At 67.2% G+C, this 16,037-nt stretch carries 15 protein-coding genes; 5 read left to right on the top strand and 10 right to left on the bottom strand.

The window, feature by feature from the left end:
• Positions 1 to 120: 120 nt before the first annotated feature.
• Positions 121 to 1,134 carry an inner membrane protein YhjD gene (gene yhjD, locus VKG81_RS05115; RefSeq protein WP_324390300.1) on the top strand — a complete coding sequence of 338 codons (1,014 nt, stop codon included), beginning with the start codon at positions 121 to 123 and terminating at the stop codon, positions 1,132 to 1,134.
• Here the strand turns inward: yhjD and VKG81_RS05110 are convergent, their stop codons facing one another.
• The 4 genes from VKG81_RS05110 to VKG81_RS05095 all read right to left on the bottom strand — a co-directional run bounded on the left by VKG81_RS05110 (position 1,135) and on the right by VKG81_RS05095 (position 5,342).
• Positions 1,135 to 2,397, bottom strand: coding sequence for a D-alanyl-D-alanine carboxypeptidase family protein (locus tag VKG81_RS05110; protein WP_414685172.1), 1,263 nt, complete (start codon positions 2,395 to 2,397; stop codon positions 1,135 to 1,137). It abuts the gene before it with no gap.
• Between the two features lie 62 nt (positions 2,398 to 2,459).
• A complete protein-coding gene (locus tag VKG81_RS05105; RefSeq protein ID WP_324390296.1) occupies positions 2,460 to 3,458 on the bottom strand; it encodes an SMP-30/gluconolactonase/LRE family protein in 999 nt (332 codons plus the stop codon).
• 10 nt (positions 3,459 to 3,468) lie between these two features.
• Positions 3,469 to 4,821 carry an aspartate aminotransferase family protein gene (locus VKG81_RS05100; protein WP_324390294.1) on the bottom strand — a complete coding sequence of 451 codons (1,353 nt, stop codon included), beginning with the start codon at positions 4,819 to 4,821 and terminating at the stop codon, positions 3,469 to 3,471.
• Positions 4,818 to 5,342 (bottom strand): Lrp/AsnC family transcriptional regulator, encoded by a 525-nt coding sequence (locus tag VKG81_RS05095; protein ID WP_414685171.1) that lies wholly within the window; start codon positions 5,340 to 5,342, stop codon positions 4,818 to 4,820. Before VKG81_RS05095 ends, VKG81_RS05100 begins: the two co-directional genes overlap by 4 nt.
• A gap of 460 nt (positions 5,343 to 5,802) precedes the next feature.
• Here VKG81_RS05095 and VKG81_RS05090 point away from each other — a divergent pair, with 460 nt between their 5' ends.
• Positions 5,803 to 7,101 (top strand): sodium:proton exchanger, encoded by a 1,299-nt coding sequence (locus VKG81_RS05090; RefSeq protein WP_324390292.1) that lies wholly within the window; start codon positions 5,803 to 5,805, stop codon positions 7,099 to 7,101.
• On the opposite strand, the gene VKG81_RS05085 is transcribed toward VKG81_RS05090, so the two are convergent.
• The 4 genes from VKG81_RS05085 to sdhC form a co-directional block, all read right to left on the bottom strand.
• Positions 7,073 to 7,786, bottom strand: coding sequence for a succinate dehydrogenase iron-sulfur subunit (locus VKG81_RS05085; RefSeq protein ID WP_414685170.1), 714 nt, complete (start codon positions 7,784 to 7,786; stop codon positions 7,073 to 7,075). The two genes, VKG81_RS05090 and VKG81_RS05085, sit on opposite strands and share 29 nt — an antisense overlap.
• A 149-nt stretch (positions 7,787 to 7,935) precedes the next feature.
• Positions 7,936 to 9,690, bottom strand: a complete 1,755-nt coding sequence (gene sdhA, locus VKG81_RS05080; RefSeq protein WP_324390291.1) for a succinate dehydrogenase flavoprotein subunit — start codon at positions 9,688 to 9,690, stop codon at positions 7,936 to 7,938.
• 133 nt (positions 9,691 to 9,823) lie between these two features.
• A complete protein-coding gene (locus VKG81_RS05075; RefSeq protein ID WP_324390310.1) occupies positions 9,824 to 10,294 on the bottom strand; it encodes a succinate dehydrogenase hydrophobic membrane anchor subunit in 471 nt (156 codons plus the stop codon).
• 8 nt (positions 10,295 to 10,302) lie between these two features.
• The gene (gene sdhC, locus VKG81_RS05070; protein WP_324390308.1) at positions 10,303 to 10,641 is read right to left on the bottom strand and encodes a succinate dehydrogenase, cytochrome b556 subunit; all 339 of its coding nucleotides are present in this window, start codon (positions 10,639 to 10,641) and stop codon (positions 10,303 to 10,305) included.
• A gap of 332 nt (positions 10,642 to 10,973) precedes the next feature.
• Between sdhC and VKG81_RS05065 the strand changes: the two genes are divergently transcribed.
• From VKG81_RS05065 to VKG81_RS05055, 3 genes are read left to right on the top strand one after another with little or no spacing between them, the layout of a single operon-like run.
• Entirely contained in the window at positions 10,974 to 11,375 is a 402-nt protein-coding gene (locus VKG81_RS05065; RefSeq protein ID WP_414685169.1) for a cytidine deaminase, read from the top strand.
• The gene (locus tag VKG81_RS05060) at positions 11,372 to 12,685 is read left to right on the top strand and encodes a thymidine phosphorylase (protein ID WP_324390289.1); all 1,314 of its coding nucleotides are present in this window, start codon (positions 11,372 to 11,374) and stop codon (positions 12,683 to 12,685) included. The genes VKG81_RS05065 and VKG81_RS05060 overlap by 4 nt, the downstream gene beginning before the upstream one ends.
• Positions 12,682 to 13,770, top strand: coding sequence for an adenosine deaminase (locus VKG81_RS05055; RefSeq protein WP_324390287.1), 1,089 nt, complete (start codon positions 12,682 to 12,684; stop codon positions 13,768 to 13,770). The genes VKG81_RS05060 and VKG81_RS05055 overlap by 4 nt, the downstream gene beginning before the upstream one ends.
• Here VKG81_RS05055 and VKG81_RS05050 read toward each other — a convergent pair.
• Complete coding sequence (locus VKG81_RS05050; protein ID WP_324390285.1) at positions 13,767 to 14,621, bottom strand: alpha/beta hydrolase; 855 nt, start codon at positions 14,619 to 14,621, stop codon at positions 13,767 to 13,769. The genes VKG81_RS05055 and VKG81_RS05050 overlap by 4 nt on opposite strands.
• Before the next feature lie 107 nt (positions 14,622 to 14,728).
• On the bottom strand, positions 14,729 to 16,018 hold the full coding sequence (locus tag VKG81_RS05045) for a primosomal protein (protein WP_324390284.1): 1,290 nt from the start codon (positions 16,016 to 16,018) through the stop codon (positions 14,729 to 14,731).
• Positions 16,019 to 16,037 lie beyond the last annotated feature (19 nt).

The raw sequence follows: 16,037 nt of genomic DNA, 5'->3' as shown, positions 1-16,037 counted from the left end.
ACGGAATTGGAGTCGATCCTCGAGGCGGGCGCTGATCGGGCCCGGGAGGTCTCGGCAAAGACGATCGCGAACGTCTACGAGCGGCTAGGGTTTCTGCAAATTCGATAACCGGGAGGCGGCATGCCGGAGTCGAAGAAGCCGGGGCTCTTGGACCGACTGCGGGCACGCTACGGGTGGTTCGACCATGTGATCCGGGCCGTTGAGCGCTACAACGACTGCCACGGCACCTTCTTCGCCGCCGGCATCACGTACTTCACGGTTTTCGCGTTGTTCCCGCTGCTGATGGTCGGCTTCGCGGCCGTCGGGTTCGTGCTGTCGCACCAGCCCCATGTGCTGGCCGAGATCGACAGCCGGATCAAGGACACCGTGACCGGGGACTTCGGCCAGCAGTTGGTCAACCTGATGGACGCCGCGATCGACTCGCGCACATCGCTGGGAATCGTCGGTCTGGCCACCGCGCTGTGGGCGGGGCTGGGCTGGATGGCAAACCTGCGCAAGGCGCTCAGTGCGATGTGGGATCAGCCCACGCGATCACGCAACTTCATCACGACCAAGCTGTCCGACCTGGGCGCCTTGCTGTCGGCGTTCGTGGCGATTGTGATCACCCTGGGGTTGACGGCGTTGGGCGACCCGGCGCTGATGGCGCGGGTGCTCCGTTGGTTCGGTATCCACGACGTGTCCGGGCTCAGCGCGCTGCTGCGGGTGGCCTCGCTGCTGGTGTCGGTTGGCGTCTCGTGGCTGGTGTTCACCTGGATGATCGCCCGGCTGCCGCGGGTGTCGGTGAGCTTCGCCAGCTCGGTGCGGGCAGCACTGCTTGCCGCTATCGGGTTCGAGGTCTTCAAGCAGTTCGCGTCGATCATCCTGCGGCACGTGGTGCACGGCCCGGCCGGCGCGGTGTTCGGCCCGATCCTGGCCCTGATGGTGTTCGCCTACTACACCGCGCAATTGGTGCTGTTGGCCACGGCGTGGGCGGCGACGTCGGCCGAAAACCTTGCGGCCCTCCCCGTGCAGCCGCCCCAGCCCGGCGTCGTCGTGGTGAGGCGCCGAGAGGGCGTCGGCGTGGGCGAGGCGCTGGCGGCGATGACGGTGGGGGCGCTAGCGGCGCTAGGCATTTCATGGGCCCGGCGCCGCTAGTCAGTTCTGGGGCCGGCGGTTGATCGAGCGGGCGAACAGGATCAGGCAGAGCACGATCACCGTGCCGATCACCGCGACACCGACGCGCACCGGCAACTCAGCCGCCGTCGGGACGCCCGCCGCGCGGGCCGCGGCATCGTTGAGGTCGGCGGGCACCTTCGGGGCGACAAGCGTCGGGTCGGGCTCCACCAGGGCGCCGACCTTGGTGCCGGCCGGCGTGGCGAACCCGTAGTCCAGCAGATGCGCGGCCTGCTGCCAGGGCGGAATCGGCAAGCGCGTGCCGTGCAACAGCACCGCCACCAACCTGCGGCCGTCACGGTTGGCGGCGCCAACGAACGTCTGCCCCGCGTCGTCGGTGTAGCCCGTCTTGCCGCCGAGGCCGCCCGGGTAGTTCAAGAGCAGCTGGTTATCGTTCTCCAGCGTGTAACCGGGGTGGTCGGTGTCGTGGGGCACGTCGGGCCGGGCCGGGTGGCCGGGGAACTCGAATGTCTTCGTCGCGACGATGTCGGCGAACGTCGGGTTGTGCCACGCGTAGCGGTAGAACAGGCCGATGTCGTAGGCCGACGTGCTCATGCCCGGCCCGTCCAAACCCGACGGCGTCGCCACGCGGGTGTCGCGGCCGCCGAGCTTGCCTGCCAACGTGTTGATCTTCCGCAGCGTGGCGTCCATACCACCGAGCTGCATCGCCAGCGCATGCGCGGCGTCGTTGCCCGAATGCATCAAAAGACCGTGCAACAGCTGGTTGACGCTGTAGGTGCCGCCGACGTCCACGCCGACGCGGGTGCCCTCGGCAATGGAGTCGTCGGCAGTCCCCGCGACGGTCTTGTTGACGTCGAGTTCGTTGATGGCCTGCATCGCGACGAGGACCTTCACGATGCTGGCCGGGCGGTAGCGGCCGTGCGGGTCCTTCGCGGCGATCACGTCGCCACTGTCGAGATCGGCGACGAGCCACGCATCCGCCGAGATGTCGTTGGGCACCGGCGGCGTGCCCGGCGCCGCGATGACGCCGCAGCCGGCGAGTGCGCCGCCGCCGACCGTCTTGGCCGGCACCGGCAGCGGCACCGGCGGATCTCCGGCGGTGGGCACCTCGGACGCGTCGACGGCCGGTGGCGTCGTCACGCGGTACGGGCAGCTGTTGGTGTCGGGCGCGGCGTTCGGCTCCGCCCACGCGGACGGGGCGCTGACCAACGCCGGAGCCCCCAACAAAACCAGCGTCCAGGCCGCACACAACACGCGACGCGCCGTAGAACCAAACCCACCCATATGACACTGCAGAGTAGGCGATGAACATCACAGCAGCCGTCAGCGGCACGGCTTCGGCGGTGTTACAGCACGGTATACGCGATTGCGGGGGCCCCTATGCAGGCCATCCACAGCTTTCCCGCGGATTCGACGACGCCGGTGACCATGCCGAAGTTCGGATGCTTGGTGCGCATGCCGCCGACCACCTCGCCGCTGTCGGGATCGAATGCGACGGCCCACACCTCCGCCGCGATCTGGGGTTGCATCCGCTCCGGCAGCCGCCACAGCAGTTTGCGGATCAGTGGTGCGCGCGCAACCAGCCAGTCCGCGGCGGGGTTGGCCGGCGTCACCATCGCAGTCCAGATGCGGCCATCCGGGCCCGTCGAGATGTTGTCGGGCATACCCGGCAGGTTGACGGCCAAGGGCGACACGGATCCGGCGTGCGGCCCGGTCAGCCAGTACTTCGAAAGCCGCCGCGCCTGCGTCTCGGCGAACACCAGGGCGGACTCATCGGCAGTCGGCGTGACGCCGTTGGCGAAGTACAGCCCGTCGACAAGCGTGGTCACCGTGCCGTCGTGGTCGAGGCGGAACAAGCGGCCGCGGCCGCGCGCCTCGAGTATCGCCGCCCGGAAGTGCTCGTAGTGGAAGGCGCTTGTCGACTCGGTGAAATAGATCGTGCCATCGGATGTTTCGGTGACATTGGAGCAGAATCTCAGCGGCCGTCCGTCCACCGACTCGACCAGGGTCTGCAGCTTGCGGCTCTGGGGGTCGAGCGCCAACAGGCCGCGGTAGCTGTCACAGACCAGTAGTCGCCCATCGCGTGCAACGTGCAGGCCCAGTGGGCGCCCTCCGGTGTCGGCCACGACGACCGGAGGGCCGCCATCGGGTGGGAGCCGCACGATGCGGCCGTCGATGAGACCGGTCCAGATCTGACCGTCGCCGTCGACAACGACGTCCTCGGGCGCGTCACCGGGAACGGGGACGACAGTGATCGGGGCCGAGGGAAAGTCGGGGAGCGGGTCCACCGGCGGTGGCTGCCAGCGGACCGGGTCGATCGGGGGCTTGCGGCGTTTGGATGACACTGACGCGAGACTACAAGCGGCGCGAGGCCTCCGAGAGCACTCCGCGCAGAATCCGCTCGATCTCATCGAACTCCTTCTGGCCGCTGATGAGCGGCGGTGCCAGCTGTATCACCGAGTCGCCGCGATCATCGGCGCGACAGTACAGGCCCGCCTCGAACAGCTCGGTGGACAAGAAGCTGCGCAGCAGCCATTCGCTTTGATCGTCGTCGAACGTCTGTTTCGTGGCTTTGTCCTTGACCAGCTCGATGCCGTAGAAGAAACCCTCGCCGCGCACATCGCCGACGATCGGCAGGTCCAGCAGCCTCTCCAGTGTCGCGCGGAAGGCCGGCGCGTTCTCCTTGACGTGATCGTTGAGGCCTTCGCGCTCGAAGATGTCGAGGTTGACCAGCGCCACCGCGGATGACACCGGATGGCCGCCGAAGGTGTAGCCGTGCGAGAACGTCGTCCTGCCGTCGCTGAACGGCTCGAACAGCCGGTCCGAGGCGATCATCGCACCGATCGGGGAGTAGCCGGAAGTCATGCCTTTCGCGCAAGTGATGATGTCAGGCACATAGCCAAAGTCGTTGCACGCGAACATCGATCCGATCCGGCCGAACGCGCAGATCACCTCGTCGGAGACCAGCAGCACGTCATACTCGTCGCAGATCTCACGTACCCGCTCGAAGTAGCCGGGCGGCGGCGGGAAGCATCCGCCGGCGTTCTGCACGGGCTCCAGGAAGACCGCCGCGACCGAGTCCGGCCCTTCGAACTCGATCGCCTCGGCGATCCGGTCGGCCGCCCACTGCCCGAACTCTTTCGCGTCGGTGTCATAAGGCGCGGGAGCGCGGTAGAAGTTCGTGTTGGCCACGTGGAAGCCACCGGGCGTGATCGGCTCGAACGGTGTCTTGAACGTCGGCAGGCCGGTGATGGCCAGCGCACCGTGCGTGGTGCCGTGGTAGGCGATGGATCGCGAAATCGCTTTGAACTTACCGGGTTTGCCAGTCAGTTTGAAGTACTGCTTGGCCAGCTTCCAGGCCGACTCGACGGCCTCTCCGCCGCCGGTGGTGAAGAACACCCGGTTGAGGTCACCGGGAGCGTAGTTTGCGAGGCGCTCCGCGAGCTCGATCGCGCCCGGGGTGGCGTAGGACCACAACGGAAAGAACGCCAGCTTTTCGGCCTGCCTGGCGGCGGCCTCCGCGAGCTCGGTGCGGCCGTGCCCCACCTGCACAACGAACAGCCCCGACAACCCGTCGATGTAGCTCCGGCCGTGTTCGTCCCAGATCGTGACGCCTTCGCCACGGGTAATGATCGGCGGCGTGATGCCGGCGCCGTGGCGGGCGAAATGGCCCCACAGATGGCGGCCGGCCTTGGCGGACAGTGTCATCGGGTTCCCCAGTTGTATTGCTGCTTAACGAGTTTCAGGTATACGAGCGTCTCAGTTGACGTTACGCCTTGCAGTGCCCTGATCTTGGTGTTGAGCAGGTCGAGCAGATCGTTGTCGTCCTCGCAAACCACCTCGGCGATCACGTCGAACGAGCCGGCGGTCAGCACCACATAGTCGATCGCCGGGATCGCCGCCAGCTTCTCTGCCAGCTTGGTCGTGTCACCGGTGCAGCGAATTCCGATCATCGCCTGGCGGGCGAACCCCAGCTGCATCGGATCTGTGACCGCGACAATCTGGATCACCCCGGCGTCGACCAGCCTCTGCACGCGCTGGCGCACCGCCGCCTCGGACAACCCGACGGCCTTGCCGATGCCGGCGTAGGAACGCCTGCCGTCTTGCTGAAGCTTCTCGATGATCGCCTTGGACAGGTCGTCGAGCTGCACCGCCGGGCCCCGGTACAACGGGCCCGTCGCGCGCAGCGGTACCGGCTGGATGCGGGCCGGGACGCCGGAGTTAGCCACAGCGGAGATTGTGCACGGAATCCGTCGTCGTAATCAAATCTGGCGGATGTAATCATCTGTCTAGGCGGGTACAAGCCACGGGATACGTCGCCGCGGGGAGCGTGCTCGGCTACCTTTTCCTCCATGTTCGGGCTGGCGCGTCGCTACGGACCCGCTTGGCTCGAGTCGAACCGACTGGCGCCGTAACGACGCCGGGCGATGCGGTAGACGGCGCGGATCCAGCGCGCCGCGCGTTGCGGGGAAACGGGTTCAATGCGCGGTGTTGTTGTCATACCCACTAGACGCCGCAGCGTGCAACACTGTGACAACCTGCTTGATGTGGTTTGCCGGATCTATTCTTTCGGCGGTCCGAAATCTTCAATTCGTGCCATCTGAGCAGCGAATTCACGTGATGTTCCGATAAGTTTTGGCCATCTTGCTATGTTGCTAGCGCGGTTCGACGTGTGTACGGTGGGCGACGATGGCCACGGCGACAGCAACGACAAGGCTGACCCAGCCGGTCGAACCGGGCGGGCGTACGCTGGTCCGCTCGTTGCTGATCACCGGGACGTTCATCGTCCCCGCGCTGGCGGTGCGGTTCACCGGCCTTCATCCCAATCCCGTGGTGTCGCTGCTCGTTTACGGCGCAGCCGTGGTGGCGGCCAGCTTCGTGCTGGCCTGGGCGGCAGAGGCGGCACAGATCGACGTGTCCGGCGGCCTGGCAATCGCGGTGCTCGCACTGATCGCCGTGCTGCCCGAGTACGCCGTCGACCTGTATTACGCCTACACCGCCGGGCACGCGCAGGAATACACGCAGTACGCCGCCGCCAACATGACCGGCTCCAACCGGCTGCTGATGGGCCTCGGGTGGCCACTCGTCGTGCTGGTCGGGTTCGCGGCGACCCGGAAGCTGGGCGACCGCAGGTTCTCGGCGTTGCCGCTGGAACCGAGCAACCGTGTCGAGCTTGGCTTTCTGCTGGTCGCCGGCGTCATCGCTTTCGTCGTGCCCGCCAGCGGGCAGATTCACGTCGTCCTCGGCGCGGCGTTGTTGGCGTGGTTCGGGTTCTACCTCTACAAGCTGACGCGCGGTGACGTCGAAGAGCCCGACCTGATCGGGACCGCGGCCGCCATCGGTGCGCTGCCGGACCGGACGCGCCGAAGCGTGGTGATCGGCCTGTTTGCGGTCGCGGCCGCGGTGATCCTGGTCTGCGCGGAGCCGTTCGCGCAAAGCCTCATCGGAGCCGGCGCCCAGCTGGGCATCGACCGGTTCCTGCTCGTGCAGTGGCTGGCACCGCTTGCGTCGGAGGCGCCCGAGTTCATCATCGCGACCCTGTTCGCCGCCCGCGGCAAGGGCACCGCCGCGATTGCCACGCTGATCTCGTCAAAGGTCAACCAGTGGACGCTGCTGATGGGCTCACTGCCGGTGGCGCACATGATCGGCGGCGGCGGCACGGCGTTGCACCTGGACGGCCGTCAGGTCGAGGAAGTGCTGCTGACCGCGACCCAGACGCTGATGGGCATCGCACTGATCCTGTCCTTGCGGTTCAGCCGAGGCGCGGCGTGGGCGCTGCTCGCGCTCTTCGTCGTCCAGTTCTCGGTTACGTCGACCGCCGGACGACTGATCCTGTGCGGCGCCTACGCGGCGCTGGGCGTCGCCGCCATGATCATCAACCGCCGCTACCTGACCGCGACGCTGACGGCCCCGTTCGTCGACCAAGCGAAACGCCGCGGCGGTCACCCGCACGAGGCCCTCAGCGCGCAAACATCAGCGCCCGCTTGACCTCCTGGATCGCCTTCGTCACCTGGATCCCGCGCGGGCAGGCCTCGGTGCAGTTGAACGTGGTCCGGCACCGCCACACACCGTCGGCGTCGTTGAGGATGTCGAGCCGCTCGGCGGCGCCCTCGTCGCGGCTGTCGAAGATGAAGCGGTGCGCGTTGACGATCGACGCAGGCCCGAAGTAACTGCCCTCGTGCCAGAACACCGGGCAGCTTGTCGTGCATGCCGCGCACAAGATGCACTTCGTGGTGTCGTCGTAGCGGGCGCGGTCAACTGGGCTTTGGATGCGCTCGCGGGTGGGCGGTGTGCCGCTGGCGATCAGGAACGGCTTGATCGCCCGGTACGACGCGAAGAAGGGCTCCATGTCGACCACGAGGTCCTTGAGCACGGGCAGACCCCGAATCGGCTCGACAGTGATGGTCAGCTGCCTGCCCGGCTTCTTCGGCAGCAGATCCCGCATCAGAACCTTGCAGGCCAGGCGGTTGACGCCGTTGACCCGCATCGCGTCCGAGCCGCAGACGCCGTGGGCGCACGAGCGCCGGAACGTCAGCGTGCCGTCGAGGTAGCCCTTCACGTAATGCAGCAGGTTCAGCAGGCGGTCGGACGGCAGGCACGGCACCCGGAAGCTCTGCCAGCCGGAGGCATCGGGATCCTCCGGGTTGAACCGGGCGATCTTCAGCGTCACCATCACCGCGCCCTCAGGGATCGGTGGCAGCGGCGGATCCGCCGGTTCTATGACTTCGGCTCTTCGCGCGAGCGGCTCATCTGGACCTGTTGCTCTTCGCGCAAGCGGCTCATCCGGACCTGTTGCTCTTCGCGCAAGCGGCTCATCGACCATTAGTACTTACGCTCCATCGGCTCGTATCGGGTCTGCACCACCGGCTTGTAGTCCAAGGCGATGTCGCTCAGCAGCTCCCTGCCCTGCTTGTAGGCCATCGTGTGGCGCATGTAGTTGGTGTCGTCACGGTTGGGGTAGTCCTCGCGGGCGTGACCACCACGGGATTCCTTGCGGTTCAACGCCCCCACCACGACCACTTCGGCCAGCTCCAGCAAGAAGCCCAGCTCGATCGCTTCGAGCAGGTCGCTGTTGAAGCGCTTACCCTTGTCGTGCAACGTGATTCGGGCGTACCGCTCCTTGAGCGCGTGGATGTCGGTGAGCGCCTGCTTCAACGTTTCCTCGGTGCGGAACACGGCGGCGTTGTTGTCCATCGACTGCTGCAACGCGTTGCGGATATCGATGACGCGCTCGTTGCCGTGCTCGGACAGGATGTCGCCGACCCAGTTGACCACCATCGACGCCGGCTGAGGGGGCAGGGGGACGAAGTCGTGGCTCTCGGCGTACTCGGAGGCGGCGATGCCGGCGCGGCGGCCGAACACGTTGATGTCCAGCAACGAGTTCGTGCCCAGCCGGTTCGCGCCATGCACCGACACGCACGCACACTCCCCGGCCGCGTACAGGCCGGGCACTGTGGTGGTGTTGTCGCGCAGCACCTGGCCGTGCACGGTCGTCGGGATGCCGCCCATCACGTAGTGGCACGTCGGGTAGACCGGGACCAGCTCCTTGACCGGGTCGACGCCCAGGTAGGTGCGGGCGAACTCAGTGATGTCGGGCAGCTTCGCCTCGAGCACATCCTCGCCCAGGTGGCGCACATCGATGTAGACGTAGTCCCTGTGCGGGCCGGCGCCGCGCCCCTCCAGGACCTCACGCACCATCGAGCGGGCGACGATGTCGCGCGGCGCCAGGTCGACGATCGTCGGCGCGTAGCGCTCCATGAAGCGCTCGCCCTCACCATTGAGCAGCCGGCCGCCCTCACCGCGGACCGCCTCGGAGATCAGAATCCCCAAGCCGGCCAAACCCGTCGGATGGAACTGGTGAAACTCCATGTCCTCCAACGGAAGCCCCTTGCGGAACACGATCCCGATGCCGTCGCCGGTCAGCGTGTGCGCGTTGGAGGTGGTCTTGTACATTCGTCCGTCGCCGCCGGTGGCGATGACGACGGCCTTCGCGTGGAAGACGTGGATGTCGCCGGTGGCGAACTCGTAGGCGATGACCCCGCTAGCCAGCGGGCCGCCGGGGGTCTCGGTCAGCGCGAGGTCGAGCACATAGAACTCGTTGAAGAACTTGACGTCGTGCTTGACGCAGTTCTGGTAGAGGGTTTGCAGAATCATGTGGCCGGTCCGGTCGGCGGCGTAACACGCGCGGCGCACCGGCGCCTTGCCGTGGTCGCGGGTGTGGCCACCGAACCGGCGCTGGTCGATCTTGCCTTCCGGCGTTCGGTTGAACGGCATCCCCATGTGCTCCAGGTCGAGCACCGCGTCGATGGCTTCCCGGCACATGATCTCGACCGCGTCCTGGTCGGCGAGGTAGTCGCCGCCCTTGACGGTGTCGAAGCAGTGCCACTCCCAGTTGTCCTCCTCGACGTTGGCCAGCGCGGCGCACATCCCGCCCTGGGCAGCGCCGGTGTGGCTGCGCGTCGGGTACAGCTTGGTCAGCACCGCGGTCCGCACACGCGGGCCCGCCTCGACCGCGGCCCGCAAGCCGGCGCCCCCCGCGCCGACGATCACCACGTCGTAGCGGTGTTCTTGAATCATCGTCTCGACCTCCTTGTCTGGTCGTCGCGCAAGCTTGTCTGGTCGTCGCGCAAGCGCTCATCGCTGCTGTCTGGTCGTCGCGCAAGCGCTCATCGCTGCTGTCTGCTCTTCGCGCAAGCGCTCATCGCCCCCGTCACGTGATGTTCGGGTTGAAGGTCAGCAGCACGTACGTCCCCAGCACGAGCGTGAAGGTCACCGCCAATGCCAGCAGTGAGTTCAGCCAGAAGCGGGTCGAGCCCTTGCGGGAGTAGTCGGCGATGATCGTGCGCATGCCGTTGGCGCCGTGCAGTTGGGCCAGCCACAGAAGCAGCAGGTCCCAGGTCTGCCAGAACGGCGACGCCCACCGCTGCGCGACGTAATTGAAGTCGATCCGGTACACGCCGTTGTCCCACATCAGCATCACAAACAGGTGGCCCAGCGCGAGCAGGACCAGCACGATCCCCGAGAACCGCATGAACAGCCACGCGTACTTCTCGAAATTCGGCATGCCGGACCGGCGCCGCGGCGCGCGCGGATTGTCGAGGGCGGCCGGCCGGTCGTGGCTGCGCTGCAGGACCGGAGCGGGCTGGCCGCGCCTGCTGTCCGGCGGGACCGACGCCGGCACGGACGCGGTCACAGGAACCGCTCCGCCATGTGCACTCCGAGCACGACCAATGCGGGCACCATCACCGCGAGCCAGACGACGGCGACCACCCACAGCATCACCCGCTGATATCGGGTGCCTTTCCACCAGAAATCGATCAGGATCACCCGTATCCCGTTGAGGGCGTGGTACAGCACCGCGGCCACCAGTCCGGCTTCCATCAGGCCGACGATCGGTGTTTTGTAGGTTGCGACAACCTCGTTGTAGGCCTGCGGGCTCACGCGCACCAGCGCCGTGTCGAGCACGTGGACGAACAGGAAGAAGAAGATGGTGGCACCCGAGATGCGGTGGAGGACCCACGACCACATGCCGGGGTCGCCGCGGTACAAGGTTTTGCGGGAGGCTCGCGGCGCCGCGACCGCGGGCGTTCCCGTCGATGTCGACGTGGTCATATCTGCTCTTTGCTCTTCGCCTTCGGCTCTTCGCCCGAGAGGCCCATCGCTGCGCAAGCGCTCATCGCGACCTCCAACACCATCGGTGGACCGTCGGGTGGACTCTAAACCCATCCCCATCCACGAAACCACCGCGGTGCACGGCATGGGAGAGGCGCACGCAGTGATTTTGATGACCTTCCACCCCACGCTCCAAAAAGCGGGAGACCGGTCGGAATCCATTCAGATCGCACGGAAGGCCTGCTCCCATGAACATTGACGTTGACTGGAAGCTGCTGCGCGACAAAGCGATAGCCGCAAAGACAAACGCCTACGCCCCCTATTCGGGGTTCCCGGTCGGCGCCGCAGCACTCGTTGACGACCGCCGGATCGTGACCGGCTGCAATGTGGAGAATGTCTCATATGGCCTTGGTCTCTGCGCCGAGTGCGCAGTGGCCTGCGCGCTGCATTCTACCGGCGGGGGCAGGCTGCTGGCCATCAGCTGTGCCGGCGCTGCGCAGGAACCATTGATGCCGTGCGGGCGCTGCCGCCAGGTGCTGTTGGAGCACGGCGGCCCGGCGATGCTGGTCGACCACCGCGACGGCCCGCGGCCGCTGAGAGAGTTGTTGCCCGAGCCCTTCGGCCCCGACGACCTCGGGGCCGGGTCGTGACGGCCGCGCACCCGCTACGGTTCGTGTTCGACGCACCATCGGTGATCAGGACCAAGCGCGAGGGCGGCGTGCTTTCGGGTCCGGCGATCGACTGGGTGATCGACGCGTACACCAGGGGTGAGGTCGCCGACGAGCAGATGTCGGCGCTGCTGATGGCGATTTTTCTGCGCGGCATGGACCGCGACGAGATCGCGCGCTGGACAGCGGCCATGATCGCCTCCGGCGAGCGTTTCGACTTCTCGGACCTGCGTCGCGCCGGAAAGCCGCTCGCGACCGTCGACAAGCACTCGACCGGCGGTGTCGGCGACAAGATCACGCTGCCTTTGGTGCCGATTGTGATGGCCTGCGGCGGGGCGGTGCCGCAGGCCTCGGGCCGCGGCCTCGGCCACACCGGGGGCACGCTGGACAAGCTCGAGTCGATTCGGGGATTTTCCGCGGAGTTGCCGAAACGACAAATCCGCCAACAGCTTTGCGACATAGGCGGGGCGATCTTCGCGGCCGGAGAGCTGGCCCCGGCCGACCGCAAGATCTACGCGCTGCGCGATGTGACCGCCACCGTGGAGTCGCTGCCGCTGGTGGCCAGCTCGGTGATGAGCAAGAAGATCGCCGAGGGCACGTCCGCGCTGGTTCTCGACGTGAAGGCCGGGTCGGGCGCGTTCATGAAGACCGTCGCGGAGGCCTGCGAGCTGGCTCAGACGATGGTCGACCTCGGCCATGCGCACGGCGTAGTCACCCGCGCGCTGATCACCGACATGAACCGTCCGCTCGGCGCGACCGTGGGCAATGCCGTCGAAGTCGCCGAGTCCCTCGACGTGCTGGCCGGCGGGGGACCAGCCGATGTGGTGGAGCTGACGCTGCGGCTGGCGGCCGAGATGCTGGAGGTCGCCGGGCTCGATCGCCGCGACCCCGCCGACACGCTGCGCGACGGGTCGGCGATGGACGCGTTCCGCGCGCTCGTCGCCGCGCAGGGCGGCGATCTGTCCGCTCCGCTGCCGCTGGGTGCCCACTCCGAGACGGTAGCCGCGGGAAGGGGCGGCACAATGGGGGACATCGACGCGATGGCGGTGGGGCTGGCGGCGTGGCGGCTCGGCGCGGGCCGGTCGCGCCAAGGTGAAGGCGTGCAACACGGGGCCGGCATCCGGATCCACCGGCGTCCCGGGGAACCGGTGGCCGCAGGCGATGTGGTGTTCACCCTCTACACCGACACCGCGGAGCGAATACCCGCTGCGGTCGCCACGCTCGAATCCGGTTGGAGCGTCGGCGAACCCCCCCGGGACCGCCCACTCATCATCGATCGGATCGTCGGATGACCACTCCACTGACCCTGGAGATGATCGGGCAGGCACCCAAGGCGCTGCTGCACGATCATCTCGACGGCGGGCTGCGCCCGGCCACTGTGCTGGAACTGGCCGAACAGATCGGCTACCACAACCTGCCCGCGAGCGAGACCGACTCGTTGGCCGCCTGGTTCCACACCGCCGCGCACAGCGGGTCGCTGGAGCGGTACCTGGAGCCGTTCGCCCACACCGTTGCGGTCATGCAGACCGCGCCGGCGCTATACCGGGTGGCCTACGAATGCGTCGAAGACCTGATGGCTGACAACGTCGTCTACGCCGAGGTGCGGTTCGCTCCCGAGCTGCACATCAACCATGGGCTGTCGCTCGACGAGGTGGTCGACGCGGTGCTGGCCGGCTTTGCCGACGGCGAGAAGGCCGCCAGCAGCGCAGGCCGGACGATCACGGTGCGCTGCCTGGTGACAGCGATGCGCCACGCGGCCCGGTCGCTGGAGATCGCGGAGCTGGCGATCCGCTACCGCGACAAGGGTGTCGTGGGTTTCGACATCGCCGGCGCCGAGGCCGGTCACCCGCCGACGCGCCACCTGGACGCGTTCGAATATATGCGAAATGACAACGGCCGCTTCACAATTCACGCGGGCGAGGCATTCGGCCTCCCGTCCATCCACGAGGCGATCGCGTTCTGCGGCGCCGACCGGCTCGGGCACGGGGTGCGCATCGTCGACGACATCGAAGAAGAACCGGACGGAAGCCACAAGCTGGGCCGGCTGGCCGCGCTACTTCGGGACAAGCGCATTCCGCTGGAACTTTGTCCGAGTTCCAACGTGCAGACCGGAGCGGTAGGCAGCATCGCGGAGCACCCGTTCGACCTGCTGGCCAGGCTTCGATTCCGGGTCACGGTCAACACCGACAACCGCCTGATAAGCGACACCACGATGAGCAAGGAGATGCTGCGGCTGGTGGAGGCGTTCGGCTACGGGTGGAGCGACCTGGCGCGCTTCACGATCAACGCGATGAAGTCAGCGTTCATCCCGTTCGATGAGCGCCTCGCGCTGATCGACGAGGTGATCAAGCCCCGGTTCGCCGTGCTGATCGGCTAGCTTTCGCGAAGCACCTCGCCCAGTCGGTCCGCGAACTCTTTCGTCGAGGTGAGGAACCCGCCGTGGTCGCCGGGGAATACGACGGGCGGTGCTTCGAGCAGTTCGGCGAGCGCGAGGGATGTTCTGTAGGTGAGCAGGCGGGTCGAATCGGCGCCGATGCCGACGACGACCCGGGTCGGGCCGTTCTTCAGTGCGTCGATGTCGGGCAGATAGCGCGCCGTGGGACGCAGTTCGTGGTCGAAGAACCGTGCGCTGTTGGCCAGATTCGATGCCGGCGACCCAGCGGCTCCGGTGTCCTGTTCGGGCGGCTCACCGGGCGGGCGCGGCGCCCCCTGGCGGCCCGTGTCGAAACCGGCGTTGGCCATGAACTTCATCCACGCCGCACCCACGCCCTGCCGATGGAACGTGTCGATCACGTCGTCGGTCTTGGCCCGCTGTTCGGCGGCATCGGGCAGAAGTTCCAGCAGCGGGGGCTCGTGCGCCACGAGCGTGCGTATCCGGTCCGGATAGCGCACCGCCAGGGCCAGGCCCGTGACCGCGCCACCACTCGAACCAAACACGTCAGCGGTCTGCGCGCCGACCGCGTCGAGCAGCGCAACGACGTCGTCGGCGCGCAGCTCAGGCGTGGAGTCCTGTGCGGGATCGTCTACCGGGCTGCCCGAGATGCCGCGCGGGTCATAGGTGATGACGGTGCGGCCGTCGGCCAGAGCATCGGCCAGCGCGGCGAACCCGCCGGCAGCCATCGGCGATCCGATGACCGCCAGCGCCGGTCCGGTGCCGCGGACCTCGTAATACAGCTTGGCGCCCGGCACGGCCAGAGTGCCGCCGGTGGGGTGTGCGATATGCCTCATGCGGGTACAGACCGCCGCCAACCGGGCAATTCATCGCGGTCGGTGGCCGACGTGATCGCGGGTGCTCACGTCATCGTCCACAGCCGCGGAGCTCTGGTCTCGGGCCGCTATTCGGCCCGCAGCCGCGACTCCAGAAACGCTTCCAGTCGCTCCCACTGGGTGACAGCGTCCGTGTAGGGCGCCACAGGCTTGGGCACGCTGTCGGGTTCGAGCGCATAGGCCACGACCCTGCCGAGCGGGGTGTCGGCTTTCAACGTGTTGTCGACGACTCGTTCCTCGGCGTAGGCGCCGACGTCTTTGAGCAACTCCACGGCCAGCTCCAGCTGGTCGCGGTCCAGCGCGTCGGGCCCGTCGGCCATGTCGTCGGCGAGCCCGGTCAGCACGTACACGTTGTCTTCGGTGACGTCGATCCGCAGCGAGCCGTCGGTGGCGGCCGTGCGAATGTCGTCGTAGGTGGCCAGGCCGGACAGGTCGTGGTCGTGCTCGTCGGCCAGGTAGCGCGCCAGCGCCCGCTCGGAGCCGAACACGCTGATCCTGCCATTGCGGCCCAGAAAGACCGGGTCGTCGTCGAGGTAGCAGCGCAACGTGTAGAAGGTGCCCGCGCTGGTGATCATCCTGATCGGGTCGATGCCGACCTTTTCCCAGAACTCGGTGTCGCTGCCGAGGACGATTTTCTCGTCGCCGGCGGCGGCCTCGTCATGGTCTTTGTCTTCGTCTTCTTCGGTATCGACATCCTCCGTGTCGCCGGCCTCGGCCTCGTTGTCGATGTCCTCGTCGACATCGTCGAGCTCGTTCTCGGGCGCAGCGAGCAGCTCGGCTTCGGCCTGCTTGGCGGCGTCGCTGTTCACCTCCGGCGTGGAGATGATCTCCTCGATCGCGTCAACCACCTTGTCCCAGCCTTTGTCCACGATCGCGCCGATCTCATGCCAGCGCCGCAACCCGGCCTTGTCGGAGAAGTTCTCCACCCCGCCCGACAGCGACGACAACACCGGGTTTCCGTTGAAGAACTTGGTGATGGCGGGCAGCTCGCAGACCGACCCGATCGCCGAGACGATCGCCATCGTGCCCTGCAATTCGTCCACCGATTCCTGCGTCGGCTTCGCCGCGAGCAGTTCATAGACCTTGATCAGGTCGAACCGCTTGTCGTCGTCGGGATCCAGCTCGTGTGCCGACAGCGCGGTCAGCGTGCGCCACGCCGGGTGGTCGGCAAGGTCGTTGTCGGTGTTGGCGCGCACGAAAGCGACGAGGTCAGGGACCGATTCGAAGGCGTAGAGGTCCTCGTCCTTGCCGAGGAACGCCTCCCACTCGTCGCCCGCATCGCGCCAGCGTGGCGCCCACAGCGTGTACACGTCGCGGTCGTCCAATGCCAGCCCGATGGGCACGATGTCTGCAGCCACGCGGCACAGCTTAACCAGC

Source organism: Mycobacterium sp. (genome assembly GCF_035314905.1).
Lineage (GTDB): Bacteria > Actinomycetota > Actinomycetes > Mycobacteriales > Mycobacteriaceae > Mycobacterium.
The sequence above is the reverse complement of the archived record's forward strand: the minus strand, read 5'-3'. Positions and strand labels throughout refer to the sequence as shown.